The organism is Muribacter muris, from assembly GCF_001038205.1.
GTDB lineage: Bacteria > Pseudomonadota > Gammaproteobacteria > Enterobacterales > Pasteurellaceae > Muribacter > Muribacter muris.
Genome location: NZ_JWIZ01000023.1, coordinates 52,203 through 71,121, shown reverse-complemented (window position 1 = coordinate 71,121; position 18,919 = coordinate 52,203). Strand labels below are relative to the sequence as shown.

Annotated in this window: 14 protein-coding genes; 10 read left to right on the top strand and 4 right to left on the bottom strand. The window is 38.9% G+C overall.

Translation table 11 applies throughout. From position 1 onward, the window contains the following. Positions 1 to 15: 15 nt before the first annotated feature. From tssI to RO21_RS04415, 6 genes are all read left to right on the top strand, one after another. A complete protein-coding gene (gene tssI, locus RO21_RS04440) occupies positions 16 to 2,163 on the top strand; it encodes a type VI secretion system tip protein TssI/VgrG (protein WP_053067706.1) in 2,148 nt (715 codons plus the stop codon). A 1-nt stretch (position 2,164) separates the two neighbouring features. Further along, a complete protein-coding gene (locus RO21_RS04435; RefSeq protein ID WP_047976589.1) occupies positions 2,165 to 3,607 on the top strand; it encodes a hypothetical protein in 1,443 nt (480 codons plus the stop codon). A 3-nt stretch (positions 3,608 to 3,610) separates the two neighbouring features. Next, the gene (locus RO21_RS04430) at positions 3,611 to 4,318 is read left to right on the top strand and encodes a hypothetical protein (RefSeq protein ID WP_047976588.1); all 708 of its coding nucleotides are present in this window, start codon (positions 3,611 to 3,613) and stop codon (positions 4,316 to 4,318) included. Positions 4,319 to 4,933: 615 nt separating this feature from the next. Then, complete coding sequence (locus RO21_RS04425) at positions 4,934 to 5,683, top strand: hypothetical protein (RefSeq protein WP_157019625.1); 750 nt, start codon at positions 4,934 to 4,936, stop codon at positions 5,681 to 5,683. A gap of 186 nt (positions 5,684 to 5,869) precedes the next feature. After that, positions 5,870 to 6,685 (top strand): hypothetical protein, encoded by an 816-nt coding sequence (locus RO21_RS04420; protein ID WP_047976586.1) that lies wholly within the window; start codon positions 5,870 to 5,872, stop codon positions 6,683 to 6,685. Continuing rightward, entirely contained in the window at positions 6,682 to 6,936 is a 255-nt protein-coding gene (locus RO21_RS04415; RefSeq protein ID WP_047976585.1) for a hypothetical protein, read from the top strand. The genes RO21_RS04420 and RO21_RS04415 overlap by 4 nt, the downstream gene beginning before the upstream one ends. Before the next feature lie 1,906 nt (positions 6,937 to 8,842). Here the strand turns inward: RO21_RS04415 and RO21_RS04400 are convergent. Both RO21_RS04400 and RO21_RS04395 read right to left on the bottom strand, forming a co-directional pair. Beyond that, a complete protein-coding gene (locus RO21_RS04400; protein WP_047976582.1) occupies positions 8,843 to 9,031 on the bottom strand; it encodes a hypothetical protein in 189 nt (62 codons plus the stop codon). Between the two features lie 59 nt (positions 9,032 to 9,090). Next, complete coding sequence (locus tag RO21_RS04395) at positions 9,091 to 10,281, bottom strand: amino acid aminotransferase (protein ID WP_173425296.1); 1,191 nt, start codon at positions 10,279 to 10,281, stop codon at positions 9,091 to 9,093. A 220-nt stretch (positions 10,282 to 10,501) separates the two neighbouring features. Between RO21_RS04395 and accD the strand changes: the two genes are divergently transcribed. Together accD and folC are read left to right on the top strand one after the other, a co-directional pair. Beyond that, positions 10,502 to 11,410: an acetyl-CoA carboxylase, carboxyltransferase subunit beta gene (gene accD / locus RO21_RS04390; protein ID WP_047976580.1), complete on the top strand. Its 909-nt coding sequence runs from the start codon at positions 10,502 to 10,504 to the stop codon at positions 11,408 to 11,410. Next, the gene (gene folC / locus RO21_RS04385) at positions 11,410 to 12,705 is read left to right on the top strand and encodes a bifunctional tetrahydrofolate synthase/dihydrofolate synthase (RefSeq protein ID WP_047976579.1); all 1,296 of its coding nucleotides are present in this window, start codon (positions 11,410 to 11,412) and stop codon (positions 12,703 to 12,705) included. Before accD ends, folC begins: the two co-directional genes overlap by 1 nt. A gap of 31 nt (positions 12,706 to 12,736) precedes the next feature. Here folC and ilvN read toward each other — a convergent pair whose 3' ends face one another. Both ilvN and RO21_RS04375 read right to left on the bottom strand, forming a co-directional pair. Next, on the bottom strand, positions 12,737 to 13,228 hold the full coding sequence (gene ilvN / locus RO21_RS04380) for an acetolactate synthase small subunit (RefSeq protein ID WP_047976578.1): 492 nt from the start codon (positions 13,226 to 13,228) through the stop codon (positions 12,737 to 12,739). Further along, positions 13,221 to 14,942 (bottom strand): acetolactate synthase 3 large subunit, encoded by a 1,722-nt coding sequence (locus RO21_RS04375; RefSeq protein ID WP_047976577.1) that lies wholly within the window; start codon positions 14,940 to 14,942, stop codon positions 13,221 to 13,223. Before RO21_RS04375 ends, ilvN begins: the two co-directional genes overlap by 8 nt. Positions 14,943 to 15,249: 307 nt before the next feature. On the opposite strand from RO21_RS04375, the gene chrA reads away from it, so the two are divergent. Beyond that, the gene (gene chrA / locus RO21_RS04370; RefSeq protein WP_047976576.1) at positions 15,250 to 16,443 is read left to right on the top strand and encodes a chromate efflux transporter; all 1,194 of its coding nucleotides are present in this window, start codon (positions 15,250 to 15,252) and stop codon (positions 16,441 to 16,443) included. A 182-nt stretch (positions 16,444 to 16,625) separates the two neighbouring features. Further along, positions 16,626 to 18,905 (top strand): NADP-dependent malic enzyme, encoded by a 2,280-nt coding sequence (locus RO21_RS04365; RefSeq protein WP_047976575.1) that lies wholly within the window; start codon positions 16,626 to 16,628, stop codon positions 18,903 to 18,905. The last annotated feature ends 14 nt before the right edge of the window (positions 18,906 to 18,919 follow it).

Genomic DNA, 18,919 nt, shown 5'->3' with positions numbered 1-18,919 from the left:
CTAAAAGGACACTCAATGAACCGCTCTCATCTTATTTCAGAAACACTTTCCGGTTATTCCTCTGGGGGATTACAATTTACGTTTGAAGTAAAAGGCTTGCCTGCAGATTTCTTTTCGGTGGTGAGGTTTGATTACCAAGAACGTTATAATGAATTATATGAGTTGGACGTTCTGTTATCCGCCCCGATATCGCAAAAAGTGGCTTTAGCGGAATTATTGGATAGTGCAGCAGCATTGAAAATATGGCGTTCGGGTCGGTTACAACAGCGAATTAGCGGTATGACAATCTTTGCTGAACAAGGCGATAGCGGCTTTCACCGCACATACTACCGCATAAAGCTTGCGCCTTATCTCTATCGCTTAAGCCTACGGCATAATAGCCGGATTTTTCAATTAAAAGATGTGCGGGAGATTATCAGCATCATATTAAAAGAGCATAAGCTACCGCATTTTGCCTTTGCCTTAGAGGGAGATAAGCACCCGAAGCGTGAGTTTTGTGTGCAATATCGAGAAACAGATTTGGCGTTCTTGCAACGCCTGATCGGTGAAACGGGGATATTTTTCTATTTTGAGCAGGAAGCAAGCGGTCGGGAAACGGTGGTATTTTGCGATCGGTGGGAAAAACTGCAAGTCGGTGCGGCACCAGATTTACCTTATAATCCCCATCAACGCTCTGCCACGGAATCCTCCCATATTTCCACGTTCAAGTTTGCCCACCAATTACGCCCCCACCGAGTTGAGTTTAAAGATTACAGTTTTAAACACCCACGTTGGTTAGCCAATTATCAGGCGGAGAAACGTGATTATTACGAAGGATTAAAGGCAGGTTACAGCCACTACGATTATCCGGGCAGATATAAAGATAAACAGGGGGCTTACTATGCCGCCACTCGATTGGACAGTTTACGGCGTGATGCGAATATCGGTCAGGGCGAAAGTAACAGCTTGGCAGTTCGGGTGGGGCAGTTGTTTAAGTTATCCGCTCATCCGCAGGGCGAATTAAATACCTACTGGCAGCCGATAAAGATACAGTGTCGGGGCGAACAGGCACAGAGTTTAGAGGAAGATGCTCCGTTTGGTCGTGGTCAGGACGGGAGTTATTTGACGACGGTGTTTGATTTTATTCCGAGAGCACAAAATTATCGGGGTAACTTTCCTCAAAAACCATATATCAGCGGTCCGCAGACAGCCGTTGTAGTAGGGCCGGAAGGGGAAGAGATTTTTACAGACAATTACGGTCGGGTAAAAGTCCAATTTCACTGGGACAGAGAGGGGCAACATAACGACCGCAGCTCGTGTTGGATACGGGTAGCGAGTGATTGGGCAGGGGCAGGCTGGGGAATGCTCTCGCTACCGCGCATCGGACAAGAGGTGGTGGTGAGTTTCCAAGAGGGCGATCCGGACCAACCGATGATTACGGGCAGGGTCTATAATGCCTTACAGCAACCGCCGGGTCATTTACCGACAAGCCGCACCCAGATGTATATCAAATCCAAAACGTATAGAGGGAAAGGGTATAACAGCATTATGTTTGATGATGCGACCAATGACGAATTATTTGATATGCACGCTGAGCGGGATATGGCAATATTAGTCAAACACGATCAACGTAACCGGATAAAAAACGACCGGAGTTTAACGGTGGACGGAAGCCAAACAACTACAATAGGTCGGGGTAGAACCACACAAATTACCACCGGAAATGAGCTAAAAACAGTCTTAGCAGGAAATGATATGGAAACGGTCAGCCTACTAAAAAGTATCATTGCTAAAGAGATTGCCCAATATGCCCAAGATCGGATTGAATTGGAGGTGGGAGAGCAGACCTCAATCACGCTGGATAACGAGAAAATTTTATTGCGGTTCGGTCAATCGACGATATTGATGAACGGAGAGGGGATATGGTTAGATGCGGTGCATATTGGAATGCAGGAGAAAGATATTGAATTGGAGGAGAATGCTAGTTTATATGAAGATAAAAGTATAGATTTACAGTATGTTGATATTTATGGCAATTCTCCGAAAGGGGAAAGTATCCTATTTGCTTCACCTAAAACAGGTAAACAGTATTCCGTTCAAACAGATGATACTGGCAAGGTAAATTTGGAAGATATTGCTCTAAATTTTTTTACAGCAACGCAAATTAATCGAGAAGATAAATAAAATGACAACAAAAAATCAACAGCAAATTCCACCAAGACAGCAAGAAACACGTTGTATCTATCTGCCTGGAGAACCGGTAGATAAACTGGTAAGAGGGTGTAATTATCAGATCGTGTTAGGTGCAGTACAGGAGATCGTGTTTAATTTTAATAGCCAAATCTGGAGCGATTTAAGCGTAGATATTTTACCAAGCCAAAAGGGAGATCAAGATTTCCGATTAAATGCGGTTTATGATGTTAAGCAGAAGAAATTAATCAGTGGAGGGTTTGCTATATCCAATCGAGGTGTTCCTTATCATATAAAAGTCAGTCGTTATTTTGACGGTACATTTGTTGTAAAATCTAAAGACATTGAAATTGGGCGTTATCGCGTGCCTCCGTCATCTCAAGATACCGATGAATACGATAAACCTGCTGTGTGGTTAGATCCACTTTATGTTGGTTTTTCGGATTTGGAAGATTTAAATGCTTACTATCAACTGTTTAAGCAACATCAAGAAGCCTCATATAATTGGTTGCAAGGTTTGGATCAATTTCATTACTCAAATGTGCTTAAGCCACCGTATTTGCCTAATGAGATTAAACATAGTTTTGATGAATTATGGACAAGCAATGGTATGCAATGCGTAAAAAATGAAGCGAAAGAAGTGATTGTATTATTAGTCTTAGAAGAAAAATCTCATTTTGAGTATAGAATGGAAGATCCCTTTGCGGAAGCGTCTTATAAATTTCATCGAAATGCTATCCAGAAAGCTGAGAAACCTAAAACACTTAAAGTCGCAGAATTAGAAGAATATCTGAGTGAAAAAGACTTTAATGAGTTGATAAGTTATGTTGCTATGTATAATAATCAATATAGTGATGAGTGGGTAGTAGGGAGTACGACAGCAAGTTATATGATAGAGAATAAACATTGGTTAAATGCACTTAATCGGACAGTTGAAGTAAAATGGATAAAAGGTTATTTGGCAATCGTCTTTAAGGGGTATAATCCTCCATTTGGTTTTACTCATGCAGGTTTAGCCCATATAAAATTAAAAGGCATTACAGGCGGTATTCATTTAACAAAAGATATAAAGAGGGTTTGGATATCGGCACAAAATGTTATTCACCCTAAAGCAGTTTTAAAAGATACCATATCAGGTAAGTTAGCCAAGTTGGGATTAGTACTTGATTTTATTGGAGATTATGAAACGGTAATGCTAGATGAGGAAGGGAGCCGTAATATTGCTGAATTAATTGGGCGAATAGGAATTAGTTTTGGCGGAGCTATAGCTACTACTGTCATTAGTAATATTTCATTAACACTAATAATGAGATTAATCCCAACAGGAATAATAATACCGGTTATTGGAATTATTATCTTTTCTGGATTAGTTATAATTGGTACAGCATATTTTATATCTAAAGGCTCTAGTATAATTAAAGACAGTATATGGAAGTAAATTATGAAAGGTAAAAATAATATTATTTTAATAAAATATCAATATGATGAAGGTTTCTATATCACATTGTTTTTTTCTGTTTTTTTATTATTGCTAGCTCAACTTGGATTTATTATTATAGCTAGCGATCCTAATAACAGAATATTAATGTTCGGAGGGGGAGGAATTTTAATAGAAATTATTTTTTTCATATTTCTCTATGTTAAGAATAATAAGATAAAGGCTGATAAAAAATTTATACGGTTAATGATATTTCACTCAATATCAATAAACTTTGGGATCATTTGTTTTTTTATAGTTCATCCTGCATTTATTATTGCATTATTTAAATATAAAGAATTATATATTTTATTTTTTATTCAAGTTTTATTTTACTTTATAGTTGCTGCTATATACACATCTAATATCAATTTTTTAAATGTTATTAAGAATAGCTATCGATTTTGGATTAAAGGAGATAAAAGTAAAAGGTATAGAATTATTTTTTTTCATAAAGATACTTTGCCTAGCTTTATTAAGCCATTTTCACTATTACCTGCTATATTGCTAATTTTATTATATTTTACTACTTTTATAAATAGAGCAGGAAAAGAAGCCGAGTATTATATGGTTTTATCCGCTATATCTTTTAGTGCTTTTATGCTATATGGATATATGTGCTATATTATTTTATTAATGAGATATTTTTTATATAAAAGAAAATTTAGATGATTTTTTGAAAGAGAGCTTAAGTGTCTATAATTAGGTGGTATCATAAAACTCTTTTCTTGGATTTCAAAGGGAAATAAATTTTATTTTATGAAAATAAAATTTGCTATTTTATTTATTGTTATATTCTTTATTTATATATTAAGAAATTTAATAATGAATATACTACTGATTGCCGATAGAACAAGTAATAGTGGCTATATACCTGATCGGAGTAATACTTTAACATTTTTTTGTAACAAAACTTGATGAGGGTTCAGGGCAGTATTGGAGGTATAGTAAAGATGATAAATATTACTATTTCTTCTTACTATGGTAAGAAAATACCTATTTCTACATAGGAGAAGAAAATAAATGTACAGGGTTTGATAAACTGGATTTTAATACTTGATGTTCTGCGATAAAAATGAAACAAAGCAAGTAATTATAGTTTATAAATTAGCTGTGCAAATTTTTTCTAATGCATTAATAGAGGGTTTTTATATAAAATACTACTAACTATTGATTTAATTCAGTGAGATAGAAAATATAGAGTTCTTCCTTTCAATGAAAATCTGTGGAAAAAATTATTAAAGGAAAGAGTGAGTACGATCCTTATTTTTATGCGAAAAATAAAAAATGATAAAATTTTTAATTGCTTTTATTATAATATTATTTTCTATTCTGGTGAGAGGAGAAAATTTAATGGACTTGAAAAAGATACAAAATAATGAAAAATATCAATTTTATATGAACGTCAATGATATCTATAAAAATGATTATTTTGTGTTAAATTTAATAAAGTTTATAAACCTTAATATTCAAATACTTAGCCTAGAGAAAAGTATAGATGAGTTAAATAAGGAGAAAAATATAATTTTTGAATTTCATCTTTCAAAGATTACTTCAAAACCAATTTTAATGGGAACTATGGATTATGTTATTATTATATCTTATCCTTCGGACGAAAAAAAAGGTACATTTTTTTCATATGATAGTTGGATAAGCAGAGAGGCTGAAAATAAACCTTGGAATAAGGTTGGTATTTATGGGTATTATGAAGAATACGATAAATATCAAGATTTTGGCTATTTTAAAAAAGAAGATTTTGAAGCATTAGGCTTGATCTTTAAACAAAAGAAATTATTAAAATATTTGGACGAAAAAGAATGGCTAAAATATACAGATTCCGGATATAAACATTTTAATCAAGATACATATGATAAAATTAGTAGGCAAGCCTATGCGATTTATGAATTTGAAACGGAAAGAAACGGTCATAAGCTGATATTAAGCTTTACAGTTGGAAGAGAAAAATATAATGAAAATCCTATAGGGGACGATTTACCTTATGAATGGTCGCAACTTTTTATTGAGAGAATTGATTAAGAAAAAAGTACTAGTAAGGCGGTATTTATATTTAAGGAAATAAGATTATATGTCTCCTTTCACTAATTTTTTGTAACTTCATCTCTCAAGAGAAATATTACTACTTCTTTTCTTCCCATAGGAAAAAGAATTTTATCTAAAGATAAGATCAATTTACCTAATACTTTAAAAGGGATAATTACTGGTTTGTCAACAATTGAAATAACATTAGATATTATAGGAATTACTATTGCTGTTAAGGTATGGTTATTTCAAAATTATCTAATAACAATAAAGAATTATTGCATAAGGTTTTTGAATAAAATGAAAAAAATAATATTACTTAGTCCCGATATAAAAATATCTATCTACGCATATCCTTTATTTATTATATGGATAGCTATTTCGGTTGATCAAATTATCACTTACAATTCTCTTTTAAATATAGACTGGAAATTTATAAGTATCTATGTATTATTTGAGGTAATGCTATTTTTGGGTGGGATAGTACTTATAAAAAGCTTACAAAAAAGCAACTATATATTGGCAATGTTTTTTAGATCTATATTTTTCAATATAGGTTCAGTTTTTTTATTTCCGCTTTTTCCATATGTATTAATTGAAGTGATTAAAAATTATTACTTTTTTTATTTTTTTATTTCTTTTCTAGGGTTCATTGTGATAACTGCATTTATTTATACATATAATAAAAATGTGAATGAAATAGCTCTAAGAAGCCTCCATCATTGGAAAGTAGAAGAAAAGAAAGAAAATCAAATTTTATTTTTAGATTTTGAATCATTTCCTAAACCATTAAATAATAATTTTTTTTGGGCTTTACTTTATGTAATTGCTTCTATTTCAATATTTTATTTTTTTATATCTCGATATTCTCCAGAAAAATTTGTATATTTTTCATTTGGGTTATCTATAATCTTACTTACAACCTCTTATAGTCAGGTTTGTTATTTTTTTCTTTTAATAAAATATTATTTATATAATTCCTCTAAATCAGGTAAATGATAATTTTAGTTCTTGATTTTATTGGAGATTATGAAACGGTAATGCTAGATGAGGAAGGGAGCCGTGATATTGCTGAATTAATTGGGCGAATAGGAATGAGTTTTGGCGTCGCAGTTATAACTAAAATTGCTAGTGAAATTTCACTAACCTCAATAATATTAATGGCAAGTAAGCTACCTAAACATCCAGCAATAATGTTAGTATTTTTTGCTGGAGCAGTAGTAATTTATACTGCATATAAAATATGCTAATAAGTCTAATGAACTTAAGGATCGTATGTGGAAGAACAGAAATTAATAGTATTAAATCAATATAAAAACAATTCAAATATTAAATTTTCTATAATAATGTTTACTATACTTATCTGTTATCAAGCAAGTTTTCTATTTGAGGAAGTTATCCTAACCCATCAGAACAAAATATATATTTTCATTTTATGACCTTATTTGAATTTGCTTTTTTCTTTATCCACAGAAAAATTTATTCTAAAGTAGATAAGGTTATTAGTTTAATCTTGCAATCTACAATTTTTAATATTGGCTCTAGTTCTTTTTTAATTTTTTACCCTGTATTTATTAAAGTGTATATTGAATATAAGTATCTTTTTCTTTTATTCTTATTTGCATTAGCTATAATTTTTTGTATATCAATTGCATTTTCTATAAAGTTAGATGTATCTACTATTATAAATAATAGTATTGATATTTGGTTTAATAAAAAGAAAATAAGGTATAATGTTATCTTTTTCTATAAGGATACTATCCCTAAATATATATACTTTATTGCTATTATTATATATATGTTAATATTATCTTTACTTCTTATATCATTTTTTTATAGATCAAATATAGAGGCAATGTATTATTTTTCTCAAGCTATATTATTACTTAATGCAATACTTTTTTACTCTGATTTCTGTTACATTATTTTATCCATAAAATATTTTTATCTAAACAAAGAACGGTAGTTGTAGATTGTCAATTATTACTGGATTTTTTAATAGGTATAATTATCTCAAGTATAGTTTTATTATTTTGAGGAGTACTAGTTGTAATACTAACTTCATTTGTAAATTTGTAATATATAATATTAGTGAGAATATCAAAGAAAAAATTTGGAGGTAATATGGCAAATAATATCGTGTTACTTAATTACAGAAAGCATAAAGAGCCTAAAATTACAGCGTTGTTTGGATTTATTCTACTTTTCTTTATTCAATCTGGAGTATTTATATATTCTGAACTGAATATGAGTTTTATAACAAAATTAAAATATATATTTTGTTTCGTTTTATTTCAGTTATTCTATTTTTTCATCCGATATAGGTTATCAATTACAGTTAAAAAATGGGTTGTATTAAGCTTTTATTATTCGACAATATTTAACCTAGGCTGTACTTTTATAATAATATTTACTCCCATTTTTATTATAATATATTTATTATATCCATACCTATTCTTTTTCTTTTTTATCTTTATATTATTTTTCTTTATGGTAGCTTATATTTACACTCAAAAAATCAATATAGAAGATGTTATTAATTTAAGTTTCAATGTATGGGTAGAGAATAGAGAATAGAGAATAGAGAATAGAGAATAGAGAATAGAGAATAGAGAATAGAAAAGTATTATACTATTGGTTTCTATTTTGAAACAATACCTTCTTTCATAAAACCATTTTATTTAATTCCCTACGTGATAGGCATAGCATTTCTATCTATATCTTTTTTCTATAGAAATAATAGTGAAATATATATGTTTTTTTATTCTTTAGCTTGTCTTTTATTTGTTTCCATATTGCTTTATTCTGATATGTGTTATATGTTGTTAGCTAAAAGATATTTTAAAAGATGAATTATGAAAATTGTATATAAGAAAAAGGAATAAACAGACAATGAAAGGTTTATATTATTCTTAAAATAATAGATAGAGAGTACTATATTTTATGAAAAATAAATACATTCAGTATATTTTGTTGTTTATATTTTTTACCATACCTTTTACTAATATTTTTGGGAACTTTGTTTCTCTAGTTGAAGGAGATGGTTTTATACCGGATAAAAGTAATATATTTAACTTTTCTGTAATCTTGTTTGATGAAGGTTCTGGTGGATATTGGAGATATGGTGAAGATGATAAATATTACTATTTCTTCTCACTATGGGAAGAAAAGTTCAAATGCCTCTTGTTGTGCTTGATCTTGTTTCATTTTTTGTTGGGTGAGGCGCATTTTGCCGATAGCGTCTTTATCTGCTATGGCATCTGTGATTTGGCTATTCAGTCCGGTGGACGATTCGCTGCTACAAGCGGTCAGAAAGAGCGGAAAAATAGCAAACAGGCGTTTCATATTTCTTCCTTTTAAGAGGATAAAAAATGGCTGATTGTATCAGCCATTTTTGTTAAGAGTTAGAGTACTTTGACAATCGCTTCACAAAGGGCGTCAATGTTGTCATTTGTGATACCGGCGACATTGATTCTGCCGGAACGTACCGCATAGATCGCAAATTCATCTTTAAGGCGATCGACTTGCTCAGGGGTTAAGCCGCTGAATGAGAACATTCCGTTTTGGGCAATGATAAAATCGAAGTTTTGGGTTGCCCCTTTTTCTTTAAGAAGTTGAACGAATTTTGCCCGCATTTCTTTAATACGATTACGCATTTCGGCAAGCTCGTCAATCCAAGAGGCTTTGAGTTGCGGATCGGCTAATACGGTTGCAACGGCACTTGCCCCGTGAGATGACGGGTTAGAGTAGAGCACACGGATAATCGATTTCACTTGGCTGAACGCATTGTTCGCCACTTCGGCATTCTCGGCAACTAACGTAAACGCCCCGACACGCTCGTTGTATAACCCGAAGTTTTTGGAGTAAGAACTGGCAACCAGCACTTCAGCGTGGTTTTGAACGAAAGTGCGTAAGCCGTAGGCATCTTCTTCTAAGCCGTTAGCAAAGCCTTGATAGGCGAAATCAAAGAGCGGCAGCCAACCTTTTTCCGCCGACATTTTCGCAAGGGTTTTCCATTGTTCAGGGGTTGGGTCGATACCGGTCGGGTTATGGCAGCAGCCGTGGAATAAGACCACATCGCCTTTGCCGGCTTGGTTTAAATCGGCAAGCAGGTTGTCCCAATCCAATGCTTTAGTCTCTTTATTGTAGTAACGATATTCTTTGATGTTGATCCCGACGGCGTTAAAAATAGCATTGTGGTTTGGCCACGTTGGGGTCGAAATCCAGACTTTTTGCGCGTTGGTTTGCCGTTTGATAAATTCGGCGGCAATGCGTAACGCCCCTGTTCCGCCCAAACTTTGAGCGGTTTTCGCCCGTCCTTGCTTAATTACATCCGCCCCTTCGCCGAAAAGTAAGGCTTGGGTTTGAGTGTTAAAATCGGCGATACCGTCAATGGTGAGGTAGTTTTTGGTCTTTTCATCGGCAAGTAAACGGGTTTCCGCTTCTTTTACCGCTTTAACAATCGGCGTTTGCCCGTTGGCATCTTTATACACGCCGATACCTAAATTGATTTTCTCGGCACGACTTTCTGCTTTAAACGCTTCGCCTAAACCGAGAATCGGATCAGCCGGTGCCGCTTGGATATGGTTAAACATAGACATTGTGTTCCTCATAACTGTGGAGTGTAGAAAAATGGTGAATTTATACGGCGATTTTGGCTTTTTAGCAAGGGGCAAGCGGTCGGATCGGGCAGAAATTTTGTAAAAATGTGAGTTAGTTATCAGAGCAGTTACCGATTTACGCTTTTTTCTATTAAATCAACGCATTTTATGCTTTAATAGACGCAATTTTCTCAACACAAAATTAGGTGTAAAAATGAGCTGGATTGAAAAAATTTTAGGAAAAACCTCGTCTTCAAGCAGCGGAAAATCAAAAATTCCGGAAGGCGTTTGGACGAAATGCACACATTGCGAGCAGGTATTGTATAGCGAAGAATTAAAACGCAATATGCAGGTTTGTCCGAAATGCGATCACCATATGCGCATTGATGTGCGTTCTCGTTTATTGAATTTGCTGGATACGGATACCGCCGAAGAGTTAGCCGCTGATCTTGAGCCGCAAGATGTGTTGAAATTCCGTGATTTAAAGAAATATAAAGATCGGTTAAGCGCCGCTCAAAAACAGACAGGTGAAAAAGATGCCTTTTTGGTGATGTCCGGTAAATTATTCGATATGCCGGTGGTTGTCGGGGCGTTTAATTTTGAATTTATGGGCGGATCGATGGGATCGGTTGTCGGGGCAAAATTCGTGAAAGCGGCTGAAAAAGCCCTTGAAGATAATATCCCGTTTATCTGTTTTTCCGCATCGGGCGGGGCGAGAATGCAGGAAGCATTGTTTTCACTGATGCAAATGGCGAAAACCAGTGCAATTTTAGCCAAAATGCGTGAAAAGGGTGTGCCGTTTATTTCGGTATTGACCGATCCGACCCTAGGCGGTGTATCAGCCAGTTTGGCAATGTTGGGCGATATTAACATTGCCGAGCCAAAAGCGCTTATCGGCTTTGCCGGCCCTCGTGTGATTGAGCAAACCGTGAGGGAAAAATTGCCGGAAGGGTTTCAACGCAGTGAATTTTTATTGGAAAAAGGGGCGATTGATATGATCGTTCACCGCAAAGAGATGCGTGATACCCTCGCTCGCTTGTTGGCAAAATTAACCCGTCAAACCACGCCGTTTAAAACGGGTGAATTGATTGATGCCGAAATTGAAGTGGAAGATCCAGCCTAATGTCCGTTTTAATCTCCCCAAAAGCCACGGATTCTTTGGAAACGTGGCTTTCCTATTTAGAAAAAAGCCACTTCAAACCGATTGATATGGGCTTAGAACGCATTCGCCTTGTCGCTGAACAGTTGGATTTATTAAAACCTGCACCTTATGTGATTACCGTTGCCGGCACAAACGGTAAAGGCTCAACCTGTAAATTGCTCGAAACCGCATTGTTGAAAGCGGGAAAGCGGGTCGGCGTGTATTCTTCGCCTCATTTAATACACTACAACGAGCGGGTGCGGGTTCAAGGGGAAATGGTCAGCGATAAAATCTTGGTACGCACCTTTCACCATATTGAACAGCACAAAACCGCCTCACTCACTTATTTTGAATTTGGTACTTTGGCGGCATTGGATATTTTCCGCCGTGCCGAGTTAGATGTGGTTATTTTAGAGGTCGGCTTAGGCGGGCGGTTAGATGCGACTAATATTGTTGAGCCGAGTTTGGCAATCATCACCTCGATTGATATTGATCATATCGAATTTTTGGGCGATAACCGTGAGGCTATCGGGCGGGAAAAAGCCGGTATTTTCCGTCCTGATATTCCGGTGGTGATCGGCGAGCCGGATTGTCCCGATTCGGTATTGGAATACGCAAAATCGTTAAATTGTAACGTTTTTCAACGTGATCTAGATTGGCAATTTTCGCTACTATCCGACAGCTTGCAGTGGCAATCTGCCCAACATCACTTTGAATTACCGCTACCGCAAATCCCTGCGCCTAACGTTGCGACTGCCGTGGCAGCATTGACCCAGTTACCCTTTGCCGTAGATCAAGCGGTCATAAAGGAAGCCGTTTTTGCAACGGAAATGGTTGGTCGTTTTCAACGCTTAACCGAGCGTGATTTTGCAAAATTCAGCGGGAAACGACCGCTTGCACAGGTGATTGTTGATGTGGGGCATAATCCGCACGCCGCCCGTTATTTAGCCGAGCGTTTACAGGCACAGACTTTGCAAGGTAAGGTTTACGCTTTATTCAGTGTGCTGGTCGATAAAGATTTGTCGGGCATTGTCGAGCCGTTAGATAAACGGATTGACGAGTGGCATTGTGCCGGTTTGAGCGGTGTTCGGGGGCAAAGCGGTGAGGCAGTATTGGCAAAGCTCACGGCAAAATTGCCGCAAGCAACAGCGGTCGGCTATCCTGATATGGCTACCGCAGCACAAGTGCTGTTTGGTCGGGTGGGAGAGCAGGATACAGTGATTGTTTTCGGCTCGTTCCATACGGTTGCCGATTTTTTGTTATATTTGGAAAGATAGTCAAATCCCCGATGTATCGGGGATTTTTTGTTTATAGGCAGTTTTTCTCGCCACGGGACAGGCTGATTACGCCGGATCGCACTATTTCGATGATAGTGGTTTCCGCTTTGACCGTCTCGATAAAGGCATTGAGTTTTTCACTCGTCCCTGCCAGTTGGACGGTGTATTGTTTCGGGGTAATATCAACAATCTGCCCACGGAAAATATCTACAATCCGTTTCACTTCGTCCCGCGAGCTGCCGACCGCACGCACTTTGAGCAACAACACTTCACGTTCAACGTGTTCGCAATAACTCAAATTGATTACTTTAAACACGTCAATGAGTTTATGTAATTGCTTTTCAATCTGTTCTAGAACCTGTTCGTCCCCTTGAGCGACAAGCGTCATTCTCGATAGGCTCGGATCGTCCGTTGGGGCAACGGTAAGGCTTTCAATATTAAAACCACGTTGGGAGAAAAGCCCGATAACTCGGGAGAGCGCTCCCGATTCATTTTCTAATAAGACCGATAATGTTCTACGCATCTGTTCGCTCCGTTTTGCTCAACATCATATCTTTCATTGATTCACCCCGAATTTGCATAGGGTAAACGTGTTCGGTTTCGTCCACACGAATATCGACAAACACTAATTTGTCTTTAATCGCAAAGGCTTGGGCAAGTTTGCTTTCAAGCTCGGCAGGGTGGTCGATTTGAATGCCAACGTGTCCGTATGCTTCCGCCAATTTAACGAAATCCGGCAACGAGTTCATATAGGATTGGGAGTGGCGACCGGCATAAATAATATCCTGCCACTGTTTTACCATTCCTAAGAAACGGTTATTCAAATTCACTACGACAACCGGCGTATCGTATTGTTTAGCGGTCGAAAGTTCTTGAATATTCATTTGAATACTGCCATCGCCCGTTACGCAAACCACCGTTGCGTCAGGATGGGCAAATTTCACCCCGATCGCTGCCGGTAAGCCAAAGCCCATTGTGCCAAGCCCGCCGGAGTTGATCCAACGGCGAGGGAGATCGAAAGGATAGTGCAAAGCGGCAAACATTTGGTGCTGACCGACATCGGACGCAACATAGGCATCGCCGTTGGTTAATTTGTAGATCGTGCGGATCACCTCTTGCGGTTTAATAACATCGCCTTGTGTGTAAGCCAAACAATTTTTGGCACGCCATTGGGTAATTTGCTGCCACCAAGCGCTTAGATCCGCCTGATTTTTTGCAACATTTTCTTCACTAAGTAGCGCTAAAAATTCCTCTAGCACATTTTTGGCACTGCCGACAATCGGAATATAAGCCGGCACGGTTTTGGAGATAGAGGCGGGATCAATATCCACGTGAATCACTTTCGCATTCGGGCAATATTTTGCCAAATTATTGGTGGTGCGATCATCAAAACGTACGCCAATGCCGAGGATTAAATCGCTTTCGTGCATAGCAGTGTTTGCTTCAAATGTGCCGTGCATTCCGAGCATACCCAAAAATTGCTTGTCTGTGCTAGGATAAGCCCCCAAGCCCATTAACGAGCTGGTTACCGGCAAATTCAGTTTTTGCGCAAATTCGGTAACTTCTTGATGTGCTTCGGCACTGATCACACCGCCGCCAACAAATAAGATCGGCTTTTTTGCCACCATTATGGCTTTTAAGGCTTTTTTGATTTGCCCTTTATGTCCTTGTACAGTCGGGTTATAAGAGCGGAGGGAAATCTCTTTCGGGTATTCATAGTTAAATTTGTTCGCCGGATTAACCACATCTTTCGGCACATCAATCACAACAGGCCCCGGTCGTCCTGTTGCGGCGATATAAAAGGCTTTTTTCACGATTGCCGGAATATCTTCCGCCCGTTTTACCAAGAAGCTATGCTTAACAACCGGACGGGAAATGCCGACCATATCGCACTCTTGGAAAGCATCAGAACCGATCAAGCCTGAAGGAACTTGCCCCGAAAAGATGACTAACGGAATGGAATCGGAATAGGCGGTGGCGATCCCTGTGATCGCATTGGTTGCTCCCGGCCCGGAGGTAACTAATACGCAGCCGACTTTGCCGGTAGCACGGGCGTAGCCGTCTGCCATATGTACCGCACCTTGCTCGTGGCGAACCAAAACGTGTTTAATGCCGCCGTGGGTGTGAATTGCATCGTAAATATCCAACACCGAACCGCCCGGATAGCCGAAAACATATTCCACCCCCTCATCACGCAGGGAGTGAACAATCATTTCTGCCCCTGAAAGTTTTTTCATTTTCTCCTCCAACTCAAAAGAAACGGATTGATAAAGTGCTTTGGATTGTGAAGAAAATTTAGGGGCTTGTCTAGCACTATTTCAAGCCTAAATTGTGATAAATTTAGATAAATAAACTAACATTTCATAAAATTTTAGTTTTTTATAAAGTAAAAAAAGGCTAACTATCGCACTTAATCTATATTTTCTTATATTTTTTGAAACATTAAATCATTTTTAAAATGTTATGATTTTGTGAAATATATCACGTTTTTGTTAGCCTATATCGTATAATAAAACGCCATTATGCAGAAAATGAGGGAATAAAATGGTAGATAAAGAGATAAATTTAGATCGTGCGGACTCGGCTTTAGCTATTTTCTGGATATTTTTAAAATTGGGTTGCACCTCGTTTGGTGGGCCGATTGCCCATTTAGGCTACTTTCATAATGAATTTGTTGTGCGACGAAAATGGTTGGCAGAGCAGGAATATGCCGATTTAGTTGCACTTTGCCAATTTTTACCCGGGCCGGCGAGTAGCCAAGTTGGTATTGCATTAGGGTTATCACGTGCCGGCTATTTGGGGGCATTAGCGGCTTGGGCGGGCTTTACGCTACCTTCTGCCGTGATGTTGATGTGCTTAGCGCAGGGCATTATTGCCTATGGGAATACATTGCCCATCGGTATGTTACAGGGGTTAAAACTTGCTGCTGTCGCTGTTGTGGCTCAGGCAGTATGGGAAATGGGCAAAAAGCTCTGTCCGGATAGATCACGCATAGCGATTATGCTGGCTGCTGCCTGTGGTGCGCTGTTTGTACCGTCAGTGTTGGGGCAAATCGGGGCGATAAGTGTGGCTGCTGTGATCGGTTTTTGCTGTTTTCAACCGCATATAAACACGGAACACCGCAATGTATCCGCTAATAGCAATCGAGTCGCTTTTTGTTGGTTAATCTTATTTTTCATCTTACTGATCGGTTTACCATTGCTGTCAATCCTATTGCCTAATGCGTATCTTACGCAGTTTGACCTCTTTTTCCGCAGCGGATCGTTAGTGTTTGGCGGCGGGCATACTGTTTTGCCGTTATTACAGGCTGAAACGGTTGCCAAAGGAGTCATTGATCACCAGACTTTTTTAGCGGGATATAGCGTGGCACAGGCAGTGCCGGGACCGCTGTTTACCTTTGCGGCATTTCTCGGTACAAGCATTGACGGCACATTCGCCGGTATGATTGCGCTTTTCGGGATTTTTCTTCCCTCGTTTTTGCTAGTATTCGGTGTCTTGCCTTTTTGGCAGCGATTACGTCAGAATATCAGAATACAGGCGGCATTGTTGGGGGTGAATGCGGCAGTTGTCGGGTTATTACTTGCCGTGCTTTATCAACCAATCTGGCTAACGACGGTGAAAGCCCCTCAGGATTTTGCACTTACACTGGTTGCATTCTTTATGTTAAGTGTGCAAAAGCTACCGCCTTGGTTGATTGTCGCTGTTTGCGGTGGCATTGGCTGGGGGATATTTGCCTAGAAAAAGCTCGGCATATCAAATATTCATCAAAATTTAGAACTATGTCACATATCTTTCTTAACATTTACAGTAAAATATTGACACCATTTGTTATCACCGCTTTTGCAAAGGTTGCACTTAATCTGACCGCTTGCAAAAGGGGATATTAATTATTTCTCATCGCGATATAGAAGGACTTTCCAATGGACGATAAAGCGCAATTACGCCAAGCCGCACTTGATTTTCACCAATTTCCAATTCCGGGAAAAATTGAAGTTGCCCCGACAAAATCACTCACCACCCAACGAGATCTTGCCCTTGCCTATTCCCCCGGGGTTGCCGAACCTTGTTTAGAAATTGAAAAAGATCCGGCAGCAGCCTATAAATATACCGCAAAAGGTAATTTGGTGGCGGTGATTTCTAACGGTACTGCCGTGTTGGGATTAGGCAATATCGGCGCATTAGCCGGTAAACCGGTAATGGAAGGGAAGGGGGTGTTGTTTAAAAAATTCGCCGGCATTGATGTCTTTGATATTGAAATCAATGAGCGTGATCCGGAAAAACTGGTAGAAATTATTGCCGCTTTAGAGCCGACATTTGGCGGGATTAACCTTGAAGATATTAAAGCGCCGGAGTGTTTTTATATTGAGCAAAAATTGCGTGAACGGATGAATATTCCGGTCTTTCACGATGATCAACACGGCACGGCGATTATCAGTGCGGCAGCGGTTATCAACGCTTTGCGTATTGTTGGCAAAAAAATCGAAGACGTACGCCTTGTGGCATCAGGGGCGGGCGCGGCTTCCATTGCCTGTTTGAACTTATTGGTTTCGCTTGGAATGAAACGGGAAAATATTGTGATGTGCGATTCCAAAGGGGTGATCTTCAAAGATCGTGATGATCGAATGGACGACACCAAAAAACTGTACGCTATTGAGGATAACGGCTGGCGTACCCTTGGCGATGCAATGCCGAATGCAGATATTTTCCTCGGCTGTTCCGCTGCCGGTGCATTAACGCAGGATATGGTGAGAACAATGGCGGCACACCCGATTATTTTAGCGTTGGCAAACCCAAACCCTGAAATCACCCCGCCGGAAGCGAAAGCGGCACGTCCCGATGCGATTGTGTGTACCGGTCGTTCCGACTACCCGAACCAAGTCAACAACGTTTTGTGCTTCCCGTTTATTTTCCGTGGTGCATTAGATGTGGGAGCAACGGCAATCAATGAAGAAATGAAACGGGCGGCGGTTTATGCCATTGCGGATCTCGCCCTTGCCGAGCAAAGTGATGTGGTTACCTCAGCTTATGGCGGCGAAGGCACCACATTTGGAGCGGATTACATTATTCCACGTCCGTTCGATCCACGTTTAATCGTACGGATTGCACCGGCGGTTGCGAAAGCGGCGATGGAGTCGGGGGTGGCAACCCGTCCAATCACAGATTGGGAAGCCTACCACGAAAAACTCACCCAATTTGTATATAAAAGTAACCTGTTTATGAAGCCGATCTTCACCCAAGCGAAAGCGGATAAAAAACGGATCGTATTGGCGGAAGGGGAAGAGGATAAAGTCTTACACGCCACTCAAGAAATTGTTTCAATGGGGCTGGCTGCGCCGATTTTGGTCGGCAGAACCGCAATTATTGAAGCCAAAATTAAAAAATTGGGGCTACATTTAACCCTCGGGCAAGATATTGAAGTGGTGGATAATGAACAAAATCCACATTATGAAACCTTATGGAAACGTTATTACGATCTGATGAAACGTAAAGGTATCAGTGAAGCGATTGCCAAACGGGTTGCCATTTCAAATACAACGGTGATTGCCGCCCTGTTAGTGGAAATGGGCTATGCGGACGGATTGGTCTGCGGGCTGTTCGGTACTTATAGCCGCCATTTAGAAGCGATTAAAGATATTATCGGCGTAAGAGAAGAGGTAAAAGTGCCGGCAGCATTGAATAGTTTGGTCTTACCAATGGGTAATGTGTTTATGACAGATACCTATGTGAACGCCGATCCAAGTGCTGAAGAGTTGGCGGAAATCACCTTAATGGCGGCGGAAGAGATGAAACGCTTCGGCATTGAGCCTGCGGTGGCGTTGCTTTCACACTCCAACTATGGCGGTTCAAATGCGTTAGGTGCGCCGAAAATGCGTCAAGTGTTAGAATTGGTGCAGCAACGTGATCCGTATTTAATGATTGACGGTGAAATGCACGGCGATTTGGCATTATCGGAAAAACTTCGCCGCGATTATATGCCGGACAGCCCGCTGAAAGGTTCAGCCAATTTATTGGTAATGCCGAATATGGAAGCGGCGCGGATCAGCTATAACTTATTGCGTGCGACCACCACGGCAATTACGGTCGGCCCGATTTTAATGGGAATGAAAAAATCGGCACATATTCTCAATCCGGTCTCTTCCGTCCGCCGCATTATCAATATGGTTGCCTTTGCTGCTGTCAAGGCACAAAGAAAAGCCTAATCACAGCCAATCCC

Coding starts and splice junctions, on each gene's coding strand:
- chrA (WP_047976576.1), top strand. CDS start 15,250: ATGGTAGATAAAGAGATAAATTTAGATCGTGCGGACTCGGCTTTAGCT.
- folC (WP_047976579.1), top strand. CDS start 11,410: ATGTCCGTTTTAATCTCCCCAAAAGCCACGGATTCTTTGGAAACGTGG.
- RO21_RS04400 (WP_047976582.1), bottom strand. CDS start 9,031: ATGAAACGCCTGTTTGCTATTTTTCCGCTCTTTCTGACCGCTTGTAGC.
- RO21_RS04425 (WP_157019625.1), top strand. CDS start 4,934: ATGATAAAATTTTTAATTGCTTTTATTATAATATTATTTTCTATTCTG.
- RO21_RS04395 (WP_173425296.1), bottom strand. CDS start 10,281: ATGTTTAACCATATCCAAGCGGCACCGGCTGATCCGATTCTCGGTTTA.
- tssI (WP_053067706.1), top strand. CDS start 16: ATGAACCGCTCTCATCTTATTTCAGAAACACTTTCCGGTTATTCCTCT.
- RO21_RS04375 (WP_047976577.1), bottom strand. CDS start 14,942: ATGAAAAAACTTTCAGGGGCAGAAATGATTGTTCACTCCCTGCGTGAT.
- ilvN (WP_047976578.1), bottom strand. CDS start 13,228: ATGCGTAGAACATTATCGGTCTTATTAGAAAATGAATCGGGAGCGCTC.
- RO21_RS04435 (WP_047976589.1), top strand. CDS start 2,165: ATGACAACAAAAAATCAACAGCAAATTCCACCAAGACAGCAAGAAACA.
- accD (WP_047976580.1), top strand. CDS start 10,502: ATGAGCTGGATTGAAAAAATTTTAGGAAAAACCTCGTCTTCAAGCAGC.
- RO21_RS04415 (WP_047976585.1), top strand. CDS start 6,682: ATGATAATTTTAGTTCTTGATTTTATTGGAGATTATGAAACGGTAATG.
- RO21_RS04430 (WP_047976588.1), top strand. CDS start 3,611: ATGAAAGGTAAAAATAATATTATTTTAATAAAATATCAATATGATGAA.
- RO21_RS04365 (WP_047976575.1), top strand. CDS start 16,626: ATGGACGATAAAGCGCAATTACGCCAAGCCGCACTTGATTTTCACCAA.